The sequence below is a fragment of the Enterococcus diestrammenae genome (assembly GCF_049384045.1).
Classification (GTDB): Bacteria; Bacillota; Bacilli; order Lactobacillales; family Enterococcaceae; genus Enterococcus_C; species Enterococcus_C diestrammenae.
This window is the reverse complement of sequence record NZ_JBMRGR010000010.1, coordinates 105,564-125,176: the sequence shown is the minus strand read 5'-3', so window position 1 is coordinate 125,176 and position 19,613 is coordinate 105,564. Positions and strand designations below refer to the sequence as shown.

Here is a 19,613-nt window from a genome sequence, read left to right as displayed (position 1 = left end):
TTACTTAATTAAATAGTGTGGTGGCGATAGCAAGAAGGATACACCTGTAACCATGTCGAACACAGAAGTTAAGCTTCATAGCGCCGATTGTAGTGCCGGGTTTCTCGGTGTGAGAGTAGGACGTCGCCACGCAATGAAAAACCGTTATGATGAAAGTCAGAGCGGTTTTTTTGTTGTTTAACTTTTTGAAAAAATTACGTGTGGAATGGCTTATCATAGCGTTATATCAATGATTAATGATAGAATAAGAGAGATAGGTAGAGGAGGTAAAACTATGACAGACGAGGCAAATCAAAATCAGTTTCACAGTGTAGCCCAATCATCTGAGAGCACCTTTGCAGATATCAAAAAAGTTGCTTCAGATAATATTGGTCAAATGCTCCAAGATCTTCAAGCGTTTGAAATTGCTATCAAATTTGAAAAAATTCCGGAAATCTACCGGATCTACAATGGACGACTCCATGATGAACTGGATCGAACATCAAATCAAAACCATGAGATTGATCGCTTACTGGCCCAAAAACTCCATGATAGCTTTATGGCGAAGTTCCCTTTTATGGTTCATGCAGAGAAGGTTTCAGAAACGATGAATTACTATAAGCTAAGTGAGTACTATCACCAACGCCCAGTGATTGGCTTGGATTCAAGTATTCCAGAAATATTTGTAATCCCGGAAATAGATGGAGAATGGCAACGTTTCATGCGAGATTCAGAGGGGAATCTTCCAGATGAAGAGATTATCACCGTTGAAAATCAAATGAATGAGTTAGATGCCAAAAATATCTCAGCCAAAACAGAAATAGCTAAAATTGATGAGGAATTACGAGAACTGAAAAATAAGGAAGCAGCTATTGAAAATACGAAAGGCTTCTTTAATCGTAGCAAAGTGGATGAAGAGTTAGAACCCATATTGCGGCGGCGGGAGGAGTTAGAGACCAAACGAGAAGAATGGTTGCCTTATTTGGATAACAAGGACTTCACCAAAAATAGTAAACTCCAGATTCAGCAACAAATCAAGCAATTGCGCCTTAAACGGGCAATCGTTGAAAAAGAATCTCGGCTTTTACAAAAATATTTTGGTGGTCCAGAAGCCATGTCAGAGCAGCTAACATCATTCTTGGCAGAATATCTAACGCCATCTGAGGAGGTGCCGACAAATGACTGATAACCAATTGAAACCAACCGATGAAAAATCAAATGAAAAAAGTTTGTCTCCAATTAGCAACGAAGAGGTGATAACTGAAAGTCCTACAATTGAAGAAACTGAGCAGCAATTGGTGGATGACGTGGAAGTCGCAGTCGCAGATGAAAAGGAAGAAAAAATCACCGATCAGGTCCCTGAAACAATTACTACTGAAATTCCTCGAACCACTGAGGCAGAAAGTTATTATCAAAATAAAATGGCCGACCGAGATGAAACCCAACGCTTAATTGAAATCTCTGAGCGAGAATTAGCGGATTTAAAACTGCGAAAGGCGTTAATGGAATCCGATTTTGAAAATTTACTGAAGGAATACCAGCGCCTGATTATTCCGCAAGTTGATATTTCTGTAATTTCTAAAAAAACTTTGTTGGAATACTTTAGTTATGAATTGTTGCAACCACTCCATAGCGTCGGGTTACAACAAACCAATAGTTATGATATTTGGCAGTCGAAGCATTTCTTGATCAAGTATAGTTTAGATAACAATGAAAATTTGATGTTAAGTTTTAAAATGAATCCTATCGATCCGCGATTCACCACCGATTTCATGCATTTGATGACGGTGAAACCAGAAGCCATGGTGGTGACTGTCGAAGATGACCAAGTGTTGGAATTGATTCGCTTATGGTATGTTGAACGGGTGTTCTCTTTAAATCAGCTATCGTTAATCAATTTTGATTTAAACCAACTGTTGGCACATGTGCGTGAGTTGGGCTTTACGGTGGAACCAAGTCTGCTGGACAATGCACAACCTCTGCAAGTCCCATTAGAAAGTACATTTTCTCTTGATGGAGCTGTATTAGACGATATTTTCATTACAACCATGGAAAATCCGGATTATGATTTTGAACAACAAACAGAGGGACGATACCGGGTATTGTTAGATCAAGGGCAAATCATTACTATTTCTGATGGACAGGCTCACCAGACCAACCTCTTTATTGATTCAAATAATCGTCGCCGGTCGCTGTTGGATTTCTTTACTACGTATCCATTTCTGGTGCCACTGATGGTACGACAAAACTAGCTGATGCTTTGAAAGTCTCACGTTTTTGTGGGGCTTTTTTTGTCTGATTTTGTGAGTTTAAGATTAACTGGGGGTAGCTACCTAATTTGCTAACCATCTCTGCATAAATATCACCATCTCCGCCAAAAGTATGAGGTATTTTGTTGAGTTATCTGGCATAATAAAGTCACACTAGAAGTTATTTTAGCTGGGAGAAATTGAAAAAAATCAGAGAAATGAGTGAGTGGGATGGTTTTAGATTTTATTGTACTAACGTTATTATTTGGTATCGGTATTTTGTTGGTAAACATCAGTACCTTAGTCTTTCAAAAAGGGACTCAGTTAAAAAGAATTATCATTTTAACCGTGGTTGAACTGTTATTACTTGGAGGATTTTTGTATGTCGCTTTGCCTAGCAAAAACTTAAGCTCCTTGTTATGGTATAACTTGTGGGGAGCTTTTATAGCGGTCTTAGTAATGCTTGCGGTACTCGCTTTGAGTACCGCAGGTAAAAAGATGAAGCGAGTATTCACTAGCCGGGGTAACCAGACAGCTGGTTTTACTTTAGACCAACAACTGAAAATGGGGCCTTTGGGTAAAGTCTTTGGGGTGATTATTGCCTTGATGGTGGTGTTATTCATAGCAGCAAAAGTGACCGGGATTACTGCGATTGATGAGGTCTACTCTTCCATTCCAGCGAAAACGGAAGCGAAAGCCGAAGTCCTGACATCCACGAAAGAAACACCGATTGCCATCGCACCGGATATGGCTAAACGAAAGATGTTACAAAAATTTTCAGTAATTCCCAATTCCAACATGTTTACCCTAGATGGCATTACCGCCCAAACGATTAATGGGGAATATGTCTATGTGGCTACGCTAGAATTCAATGGCTTTTTCAAATGGTTAAAACTAGGCGAAATTCCTGGGTATTTTAAGATAAGCGCGACGGATATCAATGCTCAGCCAGAGTTCATTAAAGAACCTCTGATTTATACACCTTCTGCATTCTTTGGTAAAGATGCGGCTCGTAAAATATACGCTGCTTTTCCCGGATATGCAGCTTATGGCAAAATCAATCTGGAAATTGACGAAGCGGGGATCCCTCATTACGTACAGACTCTGTACAAAGAATATGGTATCAGCGGGATGATGCACTACGATCAGTTTAAGACCGCTGTGCTCAATGCCCAAACAGGTAAGGTGCAGCTATACGATAGCCCCAAAGCCCCTGATTTTGTCGACGCACCCATTACTTCGGCTGCAGCCAACAGTATGAATGAGTTTTATGGACGCTATGGTCAAGGTTGGTGGAACCAATTTGTTTTTGGTGCCAAAAAAGATGTCAAAATTCCCACAAATAATGGGATTTATGCGGCGGGTCAAATCACGCCGATGTTGAGTAAGGAAGGGCAACTGACCTACTTTACTGATTTTACTAGTGGAGATGATGATCAAGATTCTGCTTTAGGGTATTCATTAATCGATGCTCGAACTGGCAAATTGACTTATTATCGTGATCTGGAAGTTGGGATTATGGATAGTGATGGAGCGATTTCGATTGCTTCTAAGATTTACCCGGAGAAAAAATGGCAGGCGGAAATGCCCGTATTGTATAATATTGACGGCGTGCCGACTTGGATTGTTTCATTGATGGATAGCAAGGGCATCTTCAAAAAATATGTCTACATCAACGCTGTGGATAATGATATCGTAGTCGATGCTGAGAATGCCCAAAATGCGTTGGATGCTTATCGCATTGAGTTGACAACAAAAGGGGCCAACAACAGTAGCAGTAACGCTAGTGAAATTGCCGAAAAGACGGGAGAAGTCACCCGTGTGGTGGTTTTAGCGAATGGGAGCAATACGGTCGTCTCTTTCTTATTGAAAGGAGAAACGACAGTCTATAGTGTCAATGCCAACAACAGCCCGTTTGCCATCTTCATCAAGGAAGGTGATCAAGTGACCTTTAAAGCCAATGTTGCCGCTGATCAGACTGCCGCAAGTATTCAAGATTTGGAAATTGCTGGCCTGAGTGGGACAACCGCTACCACTACAAAATAATGATTGAAAGACAAACACTTACCAAGGATAAATATCTTGGTGAGTGTTTTTTGTTGACTAAGGGATTGTAAAATGTCTAGCTCTTCTATCTTTATAAATGTCTAAAACTCAAGAAAACAAGAGGTTTATTTTTGCGGGAAAAGAAAACCTTCGTTATAATGGAAAGCGTGCAAAAAACAGGGGATAGGCAAGGTTGGTTTTTACCTTGTTATCTTAAAAAGGATGGACGAGATGAAGAAGAAACAAACGGGAATCGCCAGTGGCTTAGTCATTGTCTTATTGGTTGGATGGCAGCTGTTTTTCGGGGAGGGCTTTAATAAGTCGAAAAATGACAATAGCCAAGAACCTTCCCAAGAACAGGTGATAAAAAATGAGCAAACAGACAATGGTCAGAGTAATCAACAAACTGGCAAAATCCCTAGCTTTACCAGTTTGGCAAATGCAAAGAGCAACTATGAATTGAAAGATGTGGATTTAAATAATCCCCCTCGGTTTGCTAAAATTGCCGTTGCTAATATCCGTTCTGTGGATGGCGATACTTTTGTCATTTATTCTGGCAGCTCCGAAATCCGTTTGCGGATGCTGATGGTGGATACTCCTGAAAGTGTCAAAAAAGGGATGCCTGTGCAACCATTTGGCAAAGATGCAAGTAATTATACTAAAAACGCACTGAAAAAAGGCAACGTCAGCATTGCTTTTGATAAAGGGGAAGTGAAAGACCAGTACGATCGTTATTTAGCCTATGTTTTTGTTGGTAGGGATTCGTTGCAAGGGTTGCTTTTGGAAAAAGGTCTAGGGGTGGTGCGTTATATCAATGCTGGCGGGGATACTTATCAAAAGGATTTTTTAAACTTTCAAGATAAAGCCAAGTCGGTATCAGCGGGGGCCTGGAGTAAAAATGACTACATCAAAAAGACGAATCGGTATTACTACTTTGATTATGATAGCAAGTGATTGGGAGAAAGAATGTCAGTTCTAAATAGATGCTCTTACATTATAAAACTTTCAGCTTTTGGCTAATCAAATAGTAATTACAAAAGAAGGTGGCCTTGCGTTCAACAAGGGCACCTTCTTTGTTTTGTAGACTAAGTTATTATAAAAATTTCACATGAAGGTGGAGCTAACTCACGATAAAGAACATCACGTGGCGGTTCCGCCTTAATTCTTTCGAGCTGAACAAAATCCCTCAGCCTTTCTTAGAAACTACTCTTCACTCAAAATGATTTTTGCAGCTTGTTCCAGGAATTCTTCTTCACTGAGAATATGGTCAGCATTTTGATCATTGGCTAGTTTCAAGTTTTTTTGACCATCGCTAAAACGGTAAGTATCTTCTTTGGTGAAGAATAGATAGTAATCTTTTTCTCCTTCCACATACAGAACTTCTTTGTAATCAGGATATTCCACACTAATATCCATAACGGTTATTCCGGAAATCTTTGCTGTTAGATAGTCTTCTGCTTGTTTTAAAGTCAGTGCCATCTGTATCGCCCCTTTTCATTTTTTATTTTACCACCATTTATAAAAAGGAGTATATAAAACGCATTATTATAACGAATACTAGCCTTTTGTCGATGGGGCGCGAATAAATTAAGAAAATCTAAACCTTATTGCTTTGACTTGTTTGGATTTTAGTCTATAATGATTCTAAATTGAGTCGGTGGAAAAATAGGCTGATTCAACATTTTAGACTTTATCATTTTCAATTAGAAAATGGATAATTATATTTATGGAGGGATTTTGTTATGTCATTAATCGGAAAACAAGTTGAGGAGTTCACTGCGCAAGCGTACCATAACAACGAATTTGTTGAAGTGAGCGACAAAAACTTTATCGGAAAATGGAGCGTTCTTTGCTTCTACCCAGCAGACTTTACTTTTGTATGTCCAACAGAATTGGAAGACTTGCAAGAACAATACCAAACATTGCAAGACTTAGGTGTTGAAGTGTACTCTTGTTCTACAGATACACATTTCACTCACAAAGCTTGGCATGAAACATCAGAAGCTATCGGCAAAATCAAATATTATATGATTGGCGACCCCTCTCATCAAATCGCACGCTTTTTCGATGTATTAGATGAAGAAGCAGGGGCAGCACAACGGGGGACCTTCATTATTGATCCAGATGGTATCGTTCAAGCTATGGAAATCAATGCAGACGGTATCGGTCGTGACGCAAGTGTCTTGATTGATAAAATCCGCGCTGGCCAATACGTTCGGAGCCATCCAGGGGAAGTATGTCCTGCAAAATGGAAAGAAAGTGGCGAAACTTTGAAACCAAGCTTTGACTTAGTTGGTAAGATTTAAGTTTTGTAACGTATATTAGACCGTCAGCCGATTACGGAGGCGGTCTTTTTTAAACTACTAGCTTGGGACTTAAGGAAATAGCGATCGCTAATTCGTTGGCCTAAGCTGGGAAGAATGCTGAAGGGGGAACTGAAGTTGTTTGATACTGAAACGAAAGCGCAATTAGCCCAATATTTGGAACTGCTAGAAAAGCCAGTTGTTTTTAAAGCTAGTCTTGATGAAAGCGAAAATTCTAAAAAAGTCGCAACCTTTTTAGAAGAGGTGGCTGCCATGTCACCGAAAATTTCCATTGTAAAAAGTGAAGGGAAACGGACACCTAGTTTTACCATTGATCCTTCAGAAGGGACTAGTGGTATTATTTTTGCCGGATTACCTATGGGACATGAGTTTACTTCCTTTATTTTGGCGTTGTTGCAAGTAGGTGGCCGGGCACCGAAAGTTGATCCTGAAACGATTGCCCGCATCAAAGAAGTCAAGGGGCCATTTGCTTTTGAAACTTTTGTAAGTTTGACTTGCCATAACTGTCCCGACGTCGTTCAAGCATTAAATATCATGGCTTTGGTAAATCCTGATATTTCCCACACGATGATTGAAGGGGGTGCCTTCCAAGCTGAAGTGGATGAACGCAAAATCATGGCGGTACCAACTGTCTTTTTAAATGGTGAAGAATTTTCTAGCGGCCGAGCAACCTTGGAGGAACTTTTAGCAAAAATTGCCGGTCCTGAAAAGGCAGAGGATTTTCATGATAAGGATCCCTTTGATGTTTTGGTTATCGGTGGTGGTCCGGCTGGTGCCAGCGCCGCCATCTATGCTGCCCGTAAAGGTATTCGTACCGGAATGGTGGTAGATACTTTTGGTGGTCAAGTGTTGGAAACGCTGGGTATCGAAAACATTATTGGCACACCTTATACAGAGGGCCCACAATTTATGCGCCAAGTGGAAGAACATGTGAGTCAGTACCCGGTGGATATCATGAAGGGACAGCGGGCTGCTGCTATTGCTAAAAATGATTTTGTTGAAGTGACACTGGCTAATGGTGCTTTGCTAAAAAGTCGCACTGCGATTATAGCAACCGGTGCTCGTTGGCGGAGTATCAATGTGCCTGGAGAAACTGAGTTTAAAAATAAAGGGGTTGCTTATTGTCCGCATTGCGATGGACCATTGTTTGCTGGTAAAGAAGTAGCAGTTATCGGTGGCGGTAACTCGGGGATTGAAGCAGCCTTGGATTTGGCGGGGATGGCGGCTCATGTCTATGTGATCGAGTTCTTGCCAGAATTAAAAGCTGACCAAGTGTTGCAGGATCGTCTGAAAGAAAAGGCAAATGTCACCGTCATTACCAATGCGGCAACCCAAGAAATTGCTGGTGGGGACACCGTTGAAGCTATTCGCTACCAAGACCGGGGGACGGGAGAAGAAACCACTATTCCGGTGGCAGGGGTCTTTATCCTAATCGGGTTGGTGCCAAATACGGAATTCTTGCAAACGACGATTGAGATGAATCCTCGTGGTGAAATCTTAGTGGACAAACATGGGGCAACCTCCTTAAATGGGGTCTATGCCGCTGGGGATTGTACCGATAGTGCCTACAAGCAAATTATCATCTCGATGGGTTCTGGTGCTACAGCTGCACTGGGAGCCTTTGATCAACTAATTCGCGAAGGTAAGTAATTGCCTACCGCAAAAAATACAGTTAAATAAAGTTTTCATTGTAAAAAAAATCTGGTTACTGAATTTGAACAGTAATCAGATTTTTTATTTCATAAGTTTGATAAGTAATCTCTCACTAAGAAAAGGCTTTCTGAGATTTTTTTGAGAAAATGTTCGGAATCGCTAGCCAAGGGAAACATCTTTTGCTATCATTGATTTACAAAGTTTTTTAATAGTATATCAATAACGGTTGAGTGTAAGGCTTCAAGGATCATGTTCTTCAAGGGGTGAGAAGAACGTATTTGGAGTGCTTTTGATTCTTAAAACGTACTTCATTGGATGGAGTACGTCTTTTTTTTAGACTAAAAGCTGACATAGACCGTTGAGGTGAGGAGGGATAAGATTGAAAGAAGCGTTGGAGAAAATCGCTCAAGCGGAGGCCGAAAATGAACAAGCCCAAGTGGAACTTGAACTGGCATTGAGCCGTTTTCGAGAGCAAAAAGAACAAGCATTGACTCAATTTACAGAAGAACTCAAAGCTGAACGTACTCAAGCTTTTGCTGAAAAAGAAACGATTTTAGCGGCTGAGTTAAAAGCTGAAAAAGAGCAACTGGTGGAAGAAGCTAAAAAAGATTTAGTTGATTATCAAGTTCGTTACGAAAAACGCCACACCGAAATCGTAACCGAAATTATTGAGAGGGTGAAGGGCACATATGGCAGTTAAAAAAATGAAAAAACTGTCCCTCATCTGTCAAAAGCAAGACCAAGATGCGATTTTGCGTTTGCTTCAAGGTCTTCAGCAAGTGGAAGTGGAAGATGTCTACGAAGAAGAAGCCAACGCCCCATGGCTAACCGCTTATTTTGGAGAGAGCGCGCCCAACAAGACGGATGAAGTACGCTTGGAGAATCTGATTCGCCATGTGGAAGAAAGTATTCACTTTGTTAAAGATCATGGTTCAGCTAAAGAAAAAGTAACTGAACTAAAGCGGGACAATGTCTTACTGGGAGATTTTGAACAAACGTTTCATGAAGCTCAACTAGCAGATGAGTTGGCACAAATTGATGAATTAAAAGAGCGTTGGGAGCAAAATTTAGCTTTAACCCGTCAATACCAAGAGCAAGAAGATTGGGGGACTGATTGGCAAAATTTAGATATTACCAAGGAGTATGGGCAGCTGCATACGACGGGATATTTATTGGGAACTTTGCCGTCAGAACAATGGGAGAACTTCACAGAAAAAATCCAAGAAACCCCCACCATTTATTTGGAGTTTATTGCCAATAAAACCAAAGAAATTGCTTTTGCGCTAGTTTTTTTGCAAAACCAAGCAGAAATTGTTCAGCAAGTGATGCAAGACTTTGGTGCAAGAGTAGAAACGCCACCTTATGAGGGGGAGCCCCGAGAGATTTTACAGGAAGCCAAGGAACAATTGACACACTTAGCCCAAGAGCGCAAAGAATTGGCCAAAGGTATCGGTGCCAAAAAAGCCGCGGTTGCTCAATTGCAACAAGCTGAGGAAATTCTTTTGACACGCTTGCAACGAGAAGCTGCGAAGGCCGGGATTGTTGAATCGCAGTATTTAGCAGTGATTCGTGGCTGGATAGCTCAAGAAGACATTCCAACATTGCAAAAACGTATCAAACAAACCTTTGCTGATGAACGAATTTTTCTTTCTTTTGAAGATCCGACTGCAGATGAGATTGCCGAAAATAAAGCACCAACGAAGCTTAAAAACGGCAAAATTGTCGAACCTTTTGAGATGTTGACAGAAATGTATAGTATCCCAAAATACGATGAAATTGATCCGACACCTTGGATGATGCCTTTCTACCTCGTCTTCTTTGGAATGATGGTAGCAGATTTGGGTTATGGGGTGTTAATGTTGGTAGTTACGACGATTGCTTTAAAAGCGTTGGTTTTACCAAAAGGGACACAACGTTTTATGAAGTTATTCCAATATTTATCTCTTTCAACAATTGCTTGGGGACTGATTTATGGAAGTTGCTTCGGGGTGGAAATGCCTGTTGCTCTCCTAAGTCCTTCTAAGGATTTCATGGCGATCTTTGCTTTATCCATGATTTTCGGGGGCATCCAAATCTTTACTGGCCTATTTTTAGCCGGTAAAGAAAATGTGAAGAAGAAAGACTATGTAGCTGCAGTTAATCAAGGCTTTTCTTGGCAAGGAATCCTGGCTGGGATTTTAATCGCGGCTGCCGGGGCGTTAGTTTTAAAATCCAACGCCGTTACGATGTTGGGGGCAATTTTAGCCATTGTCTGTGGGATATTGGTTTTGGTTACGTCCACAATATCAGCAAAATCCAAAGTTGGTGGTTTCTTTATGGGGCTGTATGACTTATATGGGATTACTAGTTATATCGGGGATTTTGTTAGTTACAGTCGTCTGATGGCGCTAGGAATTTCTGGTGGGAGTATCGCTGCTGCCTTTAATATGTTAGTAGGCTACATGCCACCAGCAGCTCGCTTTACAGCAGGGATTGTTCTGATTGTTATCTTGCAAGGACTAAATATTTTCTTATCTTTACTGAGTGCCTATGTCCATGCAGCACGGTTACAGTATGTTGAGTTTTTTGGCAAGTTTTACACTGGTGGTGGACGGGCGTTCAAGCCTTTGAAACCGGCAGAAAAATATATGAATTTTATGGATGAAAATGGAGGAAATGATAAATGACTAAGTTTTTAATCGAAAATGGTGGAATGTTTTTTGCAATTTGCGGGATGGCCGTTGCCACGATCTTCTCCGGGATTGGGTCTTCAAAAGGGGTTGGGATGACCGGGGAAGCTGCGGCAGCCCTAACGACTAGCCAACCAGAGAAATTTGGACAAGCCTTGATTTTACAGTTGTTACCCGGAACTCAAGGATTGTACGGTTTTGTTATCGCCTTTATGATCTATGGTTCATTATCTGGGGATATGACCGCTATCAAAGGGTTGGAATATTTGATGGCAGCGACACCGGTTGCTTTCACTGGTTTGTTCTCAGGGATGGCACAAGGACGGGTAGCTTCAGCTGGTATCCAAATTTTGGCTAAAAAACCAGAACACTTCTTTAAAGGGGTAATGTATTCCGTCATGGTAGAAATGTATGCCATCTTGGGCTTTGTTATCAGCTTCTTGTTGTTAGGCCAAATCTAATTTGCCACAACTACCCACCGACTGCTAGAAGAGATAGATGCTAGCAGTACGAAAGGAAATAGGAGGAAGCCTGATGGATGCGATCCACAAGATAATAGAAGAAATAAACAACCAAGCCAAAGACAATCGTGATCGCTTTGAAGCAGAAGAAATTGCTGCAATCGATAGCTGGTTTTTGGCAGAAGAACAAGCAGCTACTAAAACACATCGTCAGCAACAAGACAAGCAGTTAAAAGATTTACAACAAAAATACAAACAGCTTCGTTCCCGTCAGCAGATGGATGTGCGTCAAGAGTCTTTAGTGGAAAAACAACGATATTTAGATCGCTTATTTGAAGAAGCCTATACCAAAATGGCGACCTGGGACAAAGAGGAAATTCAAGGTTTTGCTGAGGTAAACCTGAAACGATTGCCAATTGCTGAACTGGGGGTATTGCTTCCAAGTGGCCCAAATGCAACGATGGCTTTGGATGCTTCCTTTGTCGCTGAAGTACAAAAGGAACTTGCTTACCAACTGACACTAGGCGAGCCCTTAACCGCTGGTGGTGAAGGCTTTGTAGTCGATGTCGCTGGCGTGCAGTATAACTTTTTATATCGTGATCTCCTAAATGAACAACGTAGTCTCACGGGAAATGAAATGTCACAAAAACTATTTGGATAAAAGGAGAGGATTACGCATATGGCGAAACAACTGTACCATCAATTGAATCCTCTGATCCGTTTAAAAGAAACTGAACTACTGACACCTGAAGTCTTTCAACAACTAATTGATGCAGAAGACTTTAAAAAGATTGTTTCGATTTTGACATCAACTGTTTATAACCAATATTTGACAGATGACTTTCAACAAAACTTTGAAAAGTCTTTAAACCAAGAACTCCTTACCACTTTTGAGGAACTGGGAAAGGCAGCACCTGATGATAATCTTGTTTGGATTTACACCATGCGCTATACGTTCCACAATCTCAAAGTTTTGACGAAAGCTTACTATGTGTCGGAAAACTATGACCATTTATATTTACCAGATGGTTTGTATTCCATGGAGGAACTAAAACACGCGGTGGAAACTGGTAAATCAGCAACGTTGCCAGCAGGAGTGTTGAAGAGTATTCAAGAAGTCAAAGAAGGAATGGAAGAATCTCGGATTTTACAGGGAATCGATGTCATCTATGATCGCAGTTTCTTGACGGAACAACGACGGCTGGGGGAGGCCTTGGGTTATCCGGAATTATTGGAAGAAATCATTGCCTTCATTGATTTAACGAACTTTGTAACAGCATTACGTTGTCTGGAACAACAGCGGAGTCAAGCCTTTATGTCTACGGTACTCTCCAGTTCAGGCAGTATCGAAAAAGAAGTCTTGATGGGCTTTGCTGAAAAGGATCCGCAACAATTCGTGTCCTTTATTCGCAACAGTAGTTATGGCGACTTGTTGGCACCAGCTTTTGAATCAGAAGAAATTGACTATGCAAAACTTGATTTAATTAAAGATAATTACTTGACTCAGATGTTTGAATCAGCTCAGACCACGGCTTTTGGCCCGTTACCGTTGTTAGCTTTTTTGAACGCCAAAGATATTGAAATCAAAAATTTGCGACTGATCTTGGTGGGAAAACGCGCTGGCTTTACGAAAAGTCAGCTACAAGAAAGGATGCGGATGACCTATGGCGTATAAGATTGGTGTAATCGGTGACAAAGAGTCAGTGCTACCCTTTAAACTCTTTGGCTTTACAGTGCTTTTTGCAGATAACAAAGAACAAGCCAAAAGCGCCTTAAAGCAACTGGCTACCGAAGACTATGGTGTGATTTATATTACCGAGACTTGTGCAGCCAAGATCAAAAACGAAATAGAGAGCTTTCAAACCCAGACCCAGCCAACGATTGTCTTAATTCCTAACCACGATGGCAGTCTAGGCATTGGGTTGGAAGCAATCCAACAAAATGTGGAAAAAGCAGTGGGTCAAAATATTTTGTAAGTTACCATTTGGATATGCGAATTACCAAATGAGGAAGGCAAGCAGTTTGGCCTCCCAAATACACTTAATTAAGGAGCTGAAAACGTGGAAATCGGAAATATCATCAAAGTTTCAGGTCCATTAGTCATGGCTGAAAACATGGGACACGCCAGTATCCAAGACATGTGTTATGTCGGGGATTTGGGTGTTATTGGCGAAATTATTGAAATGCGGGGGGATGTTGCCTCCATTCAAGTATACGAAGAAACTACCGGAATCGGACCGGGAGAGCCCGTTCGTTCCACTGGAGAAGCACTTTCCGTTGAGTTGGCTCCAGGGATTGTCTCCCAGATGTTTGATGGCATCCAACGGCCATTAGATCAATTTATCCTGCAAACGAAAAGTAACTTCTTGGGCAGAGGGGTGCAGTTGCCTGCTTTGGATCACGAGAAAAAATGGTCATTTGAGGCTGTCGCAAAGCCAGGAGCTGAGGTTACTACCGGTGATATCATCGGGCTCGTACAAGAAACAGAAGTCATTGAACACAAGATTTTAGTTCCTTATGGCGTGAGTGGTCAGTTGAAAACTATCACTTCTGGTGAGTTTAACATTGATGAAGTAGTTTACACAGTGACTACAGCAGACGGGGATAAGGACTTTACCATGCTGCAAAAATGGCCAGTTCGACGTCCACGACCTGTTAAAGAAAAATTAAATCCCGATGCTCCCATGATTACAGGACAACGGGTAATCGATACCTTCTTTCCTGTAACCAAAGGGGGAGCGGCTGCTGTTCCTGGTCCTTTTGGTGCTGGGAAGACTGTCGTACAGCATCAGATTGCCAAATGGGCAGACGTAGACTTGGTAGTTTATGTCGGCTGTGGTGAACGTGGTAACGAGATGACCGACGTAATGAATGAATTTCCTGAGTTGATTGATCCTAATACCGGCAAATCCTTGATGGAACGGACGATTTTGATTGCAAACACGTCTAATATGCCTGTAGCTGCTCGGGAAGCTTCTATCTACACTGGGATTACCATTGCTGAATATTTCCGAGATATGGGCTATTCCGTGGCAATCATGGCGGATTCCACCTCTCGTTGGGCAGAAGCCTTACGGGAAATGTCTGGGCGCTTAGAAGAAATGCCTGGGGATGAAGGGTATCCAGCTTATCTCGGTTCGCGGTTAGCTGAGTATTATGAACGAGCAGGAAAAGTGATTACTTTGGGTCATGAAGGCCGGGGCGGAAGCATTACAGCCATTTCTGCGGTATCCCCATCTGGTGGCGATATGTCAGAACCGGTTACTCAAAATACCCAACGAGTCGTCAAAGTCTTCTGGGGCTTGGATTCCACTTTGGCGCAACAACGGCATTTTCCATCGATTGACTGGTTGCAGTCGTATTCCCTATATGCCACCGAGGTCGGGCAATACATGGATCAGCAAATGCAAGTCGATTGGTCAGATTTAGTGACAGAAGGCATGCGGATGTTGCAAAAAGAATCGGAATTGCAAGAAATTGTGCGTTTAGTTGGGATTGATTCCCTGTCAGAAAAAGACCAGTTGCTTTTGGAAGTAACCAAGTCGATTCGGGAAGATTACCTCCAACAAAATGCCTTTGATGATGTGGATACCTTTACTTCTCGGGAAAAACAATTTGCCATGTTGCAAAATATTATAACCTTTGGCACAGAAGCAACACGGGCCTTAGAGTTAGGATCATATTTACGGGAAATTATGACGGGAACGGTGGGCTTGCGAGATAAAATTGCGCGGATGAAGTACGTTCCGGAAGAAGAATTACCATCAATCAAGGCTTTGGAACAAGAAATTAAGAGTACTATCAAAACTATTATCCAAAAAGGGGGCATGACCAATGATTAAAGAATACAAAACAATCAGCGAAGTCGTGGGCCCTTTGATGGCCGTAGACAAAGTTTCCGGTGTCAAGTATGAAGAATTGATTGAAGTGCGCTTGCAAAATGGCGAGTTGCGCAAAGGTCAAGTATTGGAAATCCAAGAAGATAAAGCCTTAGTGCAAATCTTTGAAGGGACTGCAGGGATTAACTTGCGGGATTCGGCGGTTCGGTTCTTGGGGCATCCCCTGGAATTAGGCGTTTCAGAAGACATGATTGGTCGGGTGTTTGACGGTTTAGGACGACCGAAAGACAACGGACCAGAAATCTTGCCTGAAAAAATGTTGGACATCAATGGGGAAGTTATTAATCCTATGGCGCGGGATTATCCCGATGAGTTTATTCAAACCGGGATTAGTTCCATTGATCACCTAAATACCTTAGTGCGGGGTCAGAAGTTGCCGGTATTTTCAGGCTCTGGATTGCCCCACAAAGAATTGGCGGCCCAGATTGCTCGGCAAGCGACAGTGTTAAATACGGAAGACGACTTTGCGGTGGTTTTTGCTGGTATCGGGATTACCTTTGAAGAAGCGGAATACTTCATGGAAGATTTCCGTAAAACCGGGGCTATCGACCGGTCTGTAGTCTTTATGAACTTGGCTAATGACCCGGCGATTGAGCGGATTGCCACTCCTAAAATGGCTTTGACCGCAGCAGAGTATTTGGCTTACGAAAAAGGGATGCACGTTTTAGTGATCATGACGGATATGACCAATTATTGTGAAGCTTTACGGGAAATTTCGGCAGCTCGCCGTGAAGTCCCAGGACGTCGAGGCTATCCAGGATATCTTTACACCAACTTAGCTACTTTGTATGAACGTGCTGGACGGATCAAAGGCTTGAAGGGATCTGTGACTCAGATTCCAATCTTGACCATGCCAGAAGATAATAAGACGCACCCAATTCCCGATTTGACTGGTTATATTACTGAAGGGCAAATTATCTTGTCTCGGGAGTTATACAAGAGTGGGATTAAGCCACCGATTGATGTCTTGCCATCCTTGTCTCGGTTGAAAGACAAAGGGACTGGTGAAGGGAAAACCCGTAAAGATCATGCGGCGACCATGAACCAATTGTTTTCTGCTTACGCCCAAGGGAAGCAAGCTAAAGAGTTAGCCGTCGTCTTAGGGGATTCGGCGTTAAGTGATGTGGATAAGATCTATGCTCAGTTTGCTGAACGCTTTGAACAAGAGTACGTGGATCAAGGCTATGACACTAACCGAGACATCTTTGAAACCTTGGATCTAGGATGGCAACTTCTCGACATCTTACCCCGGACTGAGTTGAAACGGATTAAAGATGATATGATTGATAAGTATCTACCAGACAAAGAGGTGTAGGCCATGGCAAAATTAAATGTCAATCCTACCCGGATGGAACTGGCTCGTCTTCAAAAGCAGTTGAAAACCGCCAAGCGTGGTCATAAATTGCTTAAAGATAAACAAGATGAGCTGATGCGACAGTTTATTCTTTTGGTCAAACAAAACAATCAAATGCGCAAAGATGTGGAAGAAAAAATGACGCGGGCGATGCGAGCTTTTCGTTTAGCTAGTGCCACTTTGAACTCAGCTTTTATCGAGGAGCTTTTCATTTTGCCAGCAGCACACGTGGAGTTGGAGCTTGATAGTAAAAATATCATGAGTGTTGAAGTCCCCGTGATGAACTTTCATTATGATGAGTCCGTGGTAGAAACGCCAATTGAATATGGCTATTTAAATTCCAATGTGCCTTTGGATAATTCCATTGAACGTTTTGCTGATGTACTCCCACAGTTATTGGAGCTGACGGAAATCGAAAAGACCTGCCAGTTGATGGCAGGGGAAATCGAAAAGACACGGCGGCGAGTCAATGCCTTGGAGTACATGACCATTCCGGAATTGGAAGAAACGATTTATTATATCAAGATGAAACTCGAAGAAAACGAGCGCGCCGGCGTGACCCGGATGATTAAAGTTAAAAATATGAATCGCAGTTAGGTTTGAGTGGGGATCTGTCGCCAATCATTGATTTGGTGGTATGCCCCACTTTTACTTTGCAGCCACCAATCCTGGGCGATTGATTAACAGTCAAGAGTAGTGGGAAAGAGGAGGGCTCATAAAAAGTCTCTGAAGAAAGTGGGACCGGCTTTTTATTTTAAAAAGAACGTGTTTGAAGAGGTTCCATTGGGATTCTTCTTGCATCTTTTCTTAGGATTGATTATGATGAATAGCAAATGCCATTTATGAGGTGGAAAAATGAAAAAAAGATATAGTCGCTTTGATGTCAGTGTACCCCAGATGATTGTGATGGGGTTTGCTGGGTTGATTTTGGTAGGGGCATTGTTATTGATGTTACCCATTTCCAGCCAGTCTGGAGAGTGGACCCCTTTTATTGATGCCTTATTTACAACGACATCTGCCACTTGTGTTACCGGTTTAACGACTTTGAATACCGCAGAGCATTGGACTTTTTTCGGACAGGTGATCATTATCGGACTGATTGAAATAGGTGGACTGGGCTTCATGTCGATTCCGATTTTGTTTTACTTTATTTCACGGAAAAAGATTAGTCTGAGTACCCGCTTAGTGCTAAGGGATTCACTTAATATGGAATCCAGTGGGGAAGTTAGCTTGATGCGCTATATTTTCAAAACCGCTTTTCTAATCCAATTTCTCGGAGCTCTTTGCTTTGCGATTGATTTTGTGCCCCGTTATGGTTGGACCAAGGGTTTATGGTTTAGCTTATTTCACGCGATTTCTAGTTTTTGTAATGCCGGCTTTGATTTATTTGGTGATAGCATGGTTGGCTTCCAAAACAATCCTTGGGTTTTGTCAATCGTCATGGGGTTAATCATCGCCGGTGGTCTAGGGTTTTTAGTCTGGTATGATTTGATGGGCTTGCGAAAAAAACAACGGATGACCCTGCACTCAAAAATTGCCTTGATGATGACCGGTAGTTTGCTCCTTTTTGGTACCTTGGGATTTGTGGTGACTGAACACTTCGGCAATTCCCTAGTGGCAAGTGATAATGTTGTCAATCGCTTTTTTAATACACTGTTTATGGCAGTCACTCCCCGGACGGCAGGGTATTATTCCATTGATTATTTCCAAATGACTCATGCTGGTTTAATTTTGACCATCGTCTTGATGTTTATCGGTGGGACATCAGGGTCCACTGCGGGGGGATTAAAAACCACAACTTTTGGGGTCCTGCTCTTAAAAGTCCGCAGTATTTTCAAAGGCCAAAAACACGCGGTCTTTGGTGAACGGACAATCAGAGATGAAGCGGTCAATCGGGCCTTAACCTTGTTTTTCATAACGTTGTCTTTGTGTATTTTAGCCACGATGATTTTATCGGTGACTGAAACTATCCCGGATGTGGACCAGTTGGGCTTGGAATACATTGCCTTTGAAGTGATTTCCGCCTTTGGAACGGTAGGCTTGACGATGGGACTGACACCGGACTTGACCCTGGTTGGTAAAGTCATCATTATTTTGATGATGTTTATCGGTCGGGTCGGGATTATGACGGTTTTCTTCTCCATGCTAGGACGTTCTCGCCAAGACACGAACTTCAAATATCCTGAAGAAACTGTCATGATTGGATAATGCAACAGTTAGATCAACCTTCGTCCTGTTCGCCAGTGAGGCAGGCAGGAGGAAGGTTGTTTGCAGTTTTACTTTCAAGTCCATAATAATATTATGTAAACTTATAAGCTAAAATCAAAAACCGCCTAACTAAGTTAAGCGGCCGTGATGACCAAAGAGGTAGTATCGGTTTTTGCTAATAAGCCTTCAGCAGTCGCCAAATCATTTAGCCAACCGCGAATGGCGTCTTTGGGGATGATTAAAGGCATCCGATTGTGGATCGGTGCTACTAAGTCATTGGGTTCAGTGGTAAGAATGACGGACTCGACACGGTCGGCCACTAAACGATATAAACCAGCAACATAGAGGGGGCCCTCATCTGATGAAGTAAACAGATATTTTTGTTTATCTGCTCCCCATTCATAAAAACCAGTCATGGGAAAGAGGCAACGTTTATTCGCAAAGGAGGGAGCAAAGGTTGGTTTTTCCTGAACGGTTTCACTGCGAGCATTGATGATCAACTGCTTTGACTTGGGATGGGAAAAGCCCCAATGTGTGAAAGCCAGACGCATTTTTTGATCTTCCCCAGATCCAAGGGTAATCACCTGTTCAGAGGGAAAGACTTCCCCTTGTTTGGCTGGCCCCATCCCCAAGGCGATTTTGTAATACTCATCTAATTCGCCAGTGATTGGGTTGAATAGGTAACGTCCGCACATACTTTTACCTCCATCTTTTTTACGTGTTAATTAGCTGTCTCTTTATTTTAACAGGTTTTCTTCGTATAATGAACCG

18 protein-coding genes, 1 rRNA gene and 1 other annotated feature are annotated in these 19,613 nt (G+C 42.0%); of the genes, 17 read left to right on the top strand and 2 right to left on the bottom strand.

Annotation, left to right across the window (positions count from 1 at the left end; genetic code table 11):
• Positions 1–16 precede the first annotated feature (16 nt).
• The 5 genes from rrf (at position 17) to ACO03U_RS08710 (ending at position 5,228) form a co-directional block, all read left to right on the top strand.
• A 5S ribosomal RNA gene (gene rrf / locus ACO03U_RS08730) occupies positions 17–132 on the top strand.
• Between the two features lie 142 nt (positions 133–274).
• Complete coding sequence (locus tag ACO03U_RS08725) at positions 275–1,165, top strand: viral A-type inclusion protein (protein WP_204686954.1); 891 nt, start codon at positions 275–277, stop codon at positions 1,163–1,165.
• Positions 1,158–2,231: a hypothetical protein gene (locus ACO03U_RS08720; protein ID WP_204686953.1), complete on the top strand. Its 1,074-nt coding sequence runs from the start codon at positions 1,158–1,160 to the stop codon at positions 2,229–2,231. The genes ACO03U_RS08725 and ACO03U_RS08720 overlap by 8 nt, the downstream gene beginning before the upstream one ends.
• A 228-nt stretch (positions 2,232–2,459) precedes the next feature.
• Positions 2,460–4,274 (top strand): DNA-binding protein, encoded by a 1,815-nt coding sequence (locus ACO03U_RS08715; RefSeq protein ID WP_204686952.1) that lies wholly within the window; start codon positions 2,460–2,462, stop codon positions 4,272–4,274.
• A 231-nt stretch (positions 4,275–4,505) separates the two neighbouring features.
• On the top strand, positions 4,506–5,228 hold the full coding sequence (locus tag ACO03U_RS08710) for a thermonuclease family protein (RefSeq protein ID WP_204686951.1): 723 nt from the start codon (positions 4,506–4,508) through the stop codon (positions 5,226–5,228).
• Positions 5,229–5,477: 249 nt separating this feature from the next.
• On the opposite strand, the gene ACO03U_RS08705 is transcribed toward ACO03U_RS08710, so the two are convergent.
• Entirely contained in the window at positions 5,478–5,753 is a 276-nt protein-coding gene (locus ACO03U_RS08705; protein ID WP_161869179.1) for a hypothetical protein, read from the bottom strand.
• A gap of 263 nt (positions 5,754–6,016) precedes the next feature.
• On the opposite strand from ACO03U_RS08705, the gene ahpC reads away from it, so the two are divergent.
• From ahpC to ACO03U_RS08645, 12 genes are all read left to right on the top strand, one after another.
• Positions 6,017–6,580 (top strand): alkyl hydroperoxide reductase subunit C, encoded by a 564-nt coding sequence (ahpC, locus tag ACO03U_RS08700; protein ID WP_204686950.1) that lies wholly within the window; start codon positions 6,017–6,019, stop codon positions 6,578–6,580.
• A 135-nt stretch (positions 6,581–6,715) separates the two neighbouring features.
• Positions 6,716–8,248, top strand: a complete 1,533-nt coding sequence (gene ahpF, locus ACO03U_RS08695; protein WP_423104601.1) for an alkyl hydroperoxide reductase subunit F — start codon at positions 6,716–6,718, stop codon at positions 8,246–8,248.
• Between the two features lie 227 nt (positions 8,249–8,475).
• Positions 8,476–8,524 (top strand) — a sequence feature (sodium ion sensor (DUF1646 type); this cis-regulatory element may regulate processes involved in with the transportation of sodium ions).
• A 106-nt stretch (positions 8,525–8,630) separates the two neighbouring features.
• The gene (locus ACO03U_RS08690; RefSeq protein WP_204686948.1) at positions 8,631–8,951 is read left to right on the top strand and encodes a hypothetical protein; all 321 of its coding nucleotides are present in this window, start codon (positions 8,631–8,633) and stop codon (positions 8,949–8,951) included.
• Positions 8,941–10,917: a V-type ATP synthase subunit I gene (locus ACO03U_RS08685; RefSeq protein ID WP_204686947.1), complete on the top strand. Its 1,977-nt coding sequence runs from the start codon at positions 8,941–8,943 to the stop codon at positions 10,915–10,917. Before ACO03U_RS08690 ends, ACO03U_RS08685 begins: the two co-directional genes overlap by 11 nt.
• Positions 10,914–11,381: a V-type ATP synthase subunit K gene (locus ACO03U_RS08680; protein WP_204686946.1), complete on the top strand. Its 468-nt coding sequence runs from the start codon at positions 10,914–10,916 to the stop codon at positions 11,379–11,381. The genes ACO03U_RS08685 and ACO03U_RS08680 overlap by 4 nt, the downstream gene beginning before the upstream one ends.
• 73 nt (positions 11,382–11,454) lie before the next feature.
• On the top strand, positions 11,455–12,042 hold the full coding sequence (locus ACO03U_RS08675; RefSeq protein WP_204686945.1) for a hypothetical protein: 588 nt from the start codon (positions 11,455–11,457) through the stop codon (positions 12,040–12,042).
• A gap of 18 nt (positions 12,043–12,060) precedes the next feature.
• Positions 12,061–13,056, top strand: a complete 996-nt coding sequence (locus tag ACO03U_RS08670) for a V-type ATPase subunit (RefSeq protein WP_204686944.1) — start codon at positions 12,061–12,063, stop codon at positions 13,054–13,056.
• A complete protein-coding gene (locus ACO03U_RS08665) occupies positions 13,046–13,357 on the top strand; it encodes a V-type ATP synthase subunit F (RefSeq protein ID WP_204686943.1) in 312 nt (103 codons plus the stop codon). Before ACO03U_RS08670 ends, ACO03U_RS08665 begins: the two co-directional genes overlap by 11 nt.
• Before the next feature lie 84 nt (positions 13,358–13,441).
• Positions 13,442–15,223, top strand: a complete 1,782-nt coding sequence (locus tag ACO03U_RS08660) for a V-type ATP synthase subunit A (RefSeq protein WP_204686942.1) — start codon at positions 13,442–13,444, stop codon at positions 15,221–15,223.
• Positions 15,216–16,595, top strand: a complete 1,380-nt coding sequence (locus tag ACO03U_RS08655; RefSeq protein WP_204686941.1) for a V-type ATP synthase subunit B — start codon at positions 15,216–15,218, stop codon at positions 16,593–16,595. Before ACO03U_RS08660 ends, ACO03U_RS08655 begins: the two co-directional genes overlap by 8 nt.
• Before the next feature lie 3 nt (positions 16,596–16,598).
• Positions 16,599–17,231, top strand: a complete 633-nt coding sequence (locus ACO03U_RS08650; RefSeq protein WP_161869190.1) for a V-type ATP synthase subunit D — start codon at positions 16,599–16,601, stop codon at positions 17,229–17,231.
• A gap of 258 nt (positions 17,232–17,489) precedes the next feature.
• Positions 17,490–18,842, top strand: coding sequence for a TrkH family potassium uptake protein (locus tag ACO03U_RS08645; protein WP_204686940.1), 1,353 nt, complete (start codon positions 17,490–17,492; stop codon positions 18,840–18,842).
• 134 nt (positions 18,843–18,976) lie between these two features.
• On the opposite strand, the gene ACO03U_RS08640 is transcribed toward ACO03U_RS08645, so the two are convergent.
• Entirely contained in the window at positions 18,977–19,537 is a 561-nt protein-coding gene (locus tag ACO03U_RS08640) for an SOS response-associated peptidase (protein ID WP_204686939.1), read from the bottom strand.
• Between the last annotated feature and the right edge of the window lie 76 nt (positions 19,538–19,613).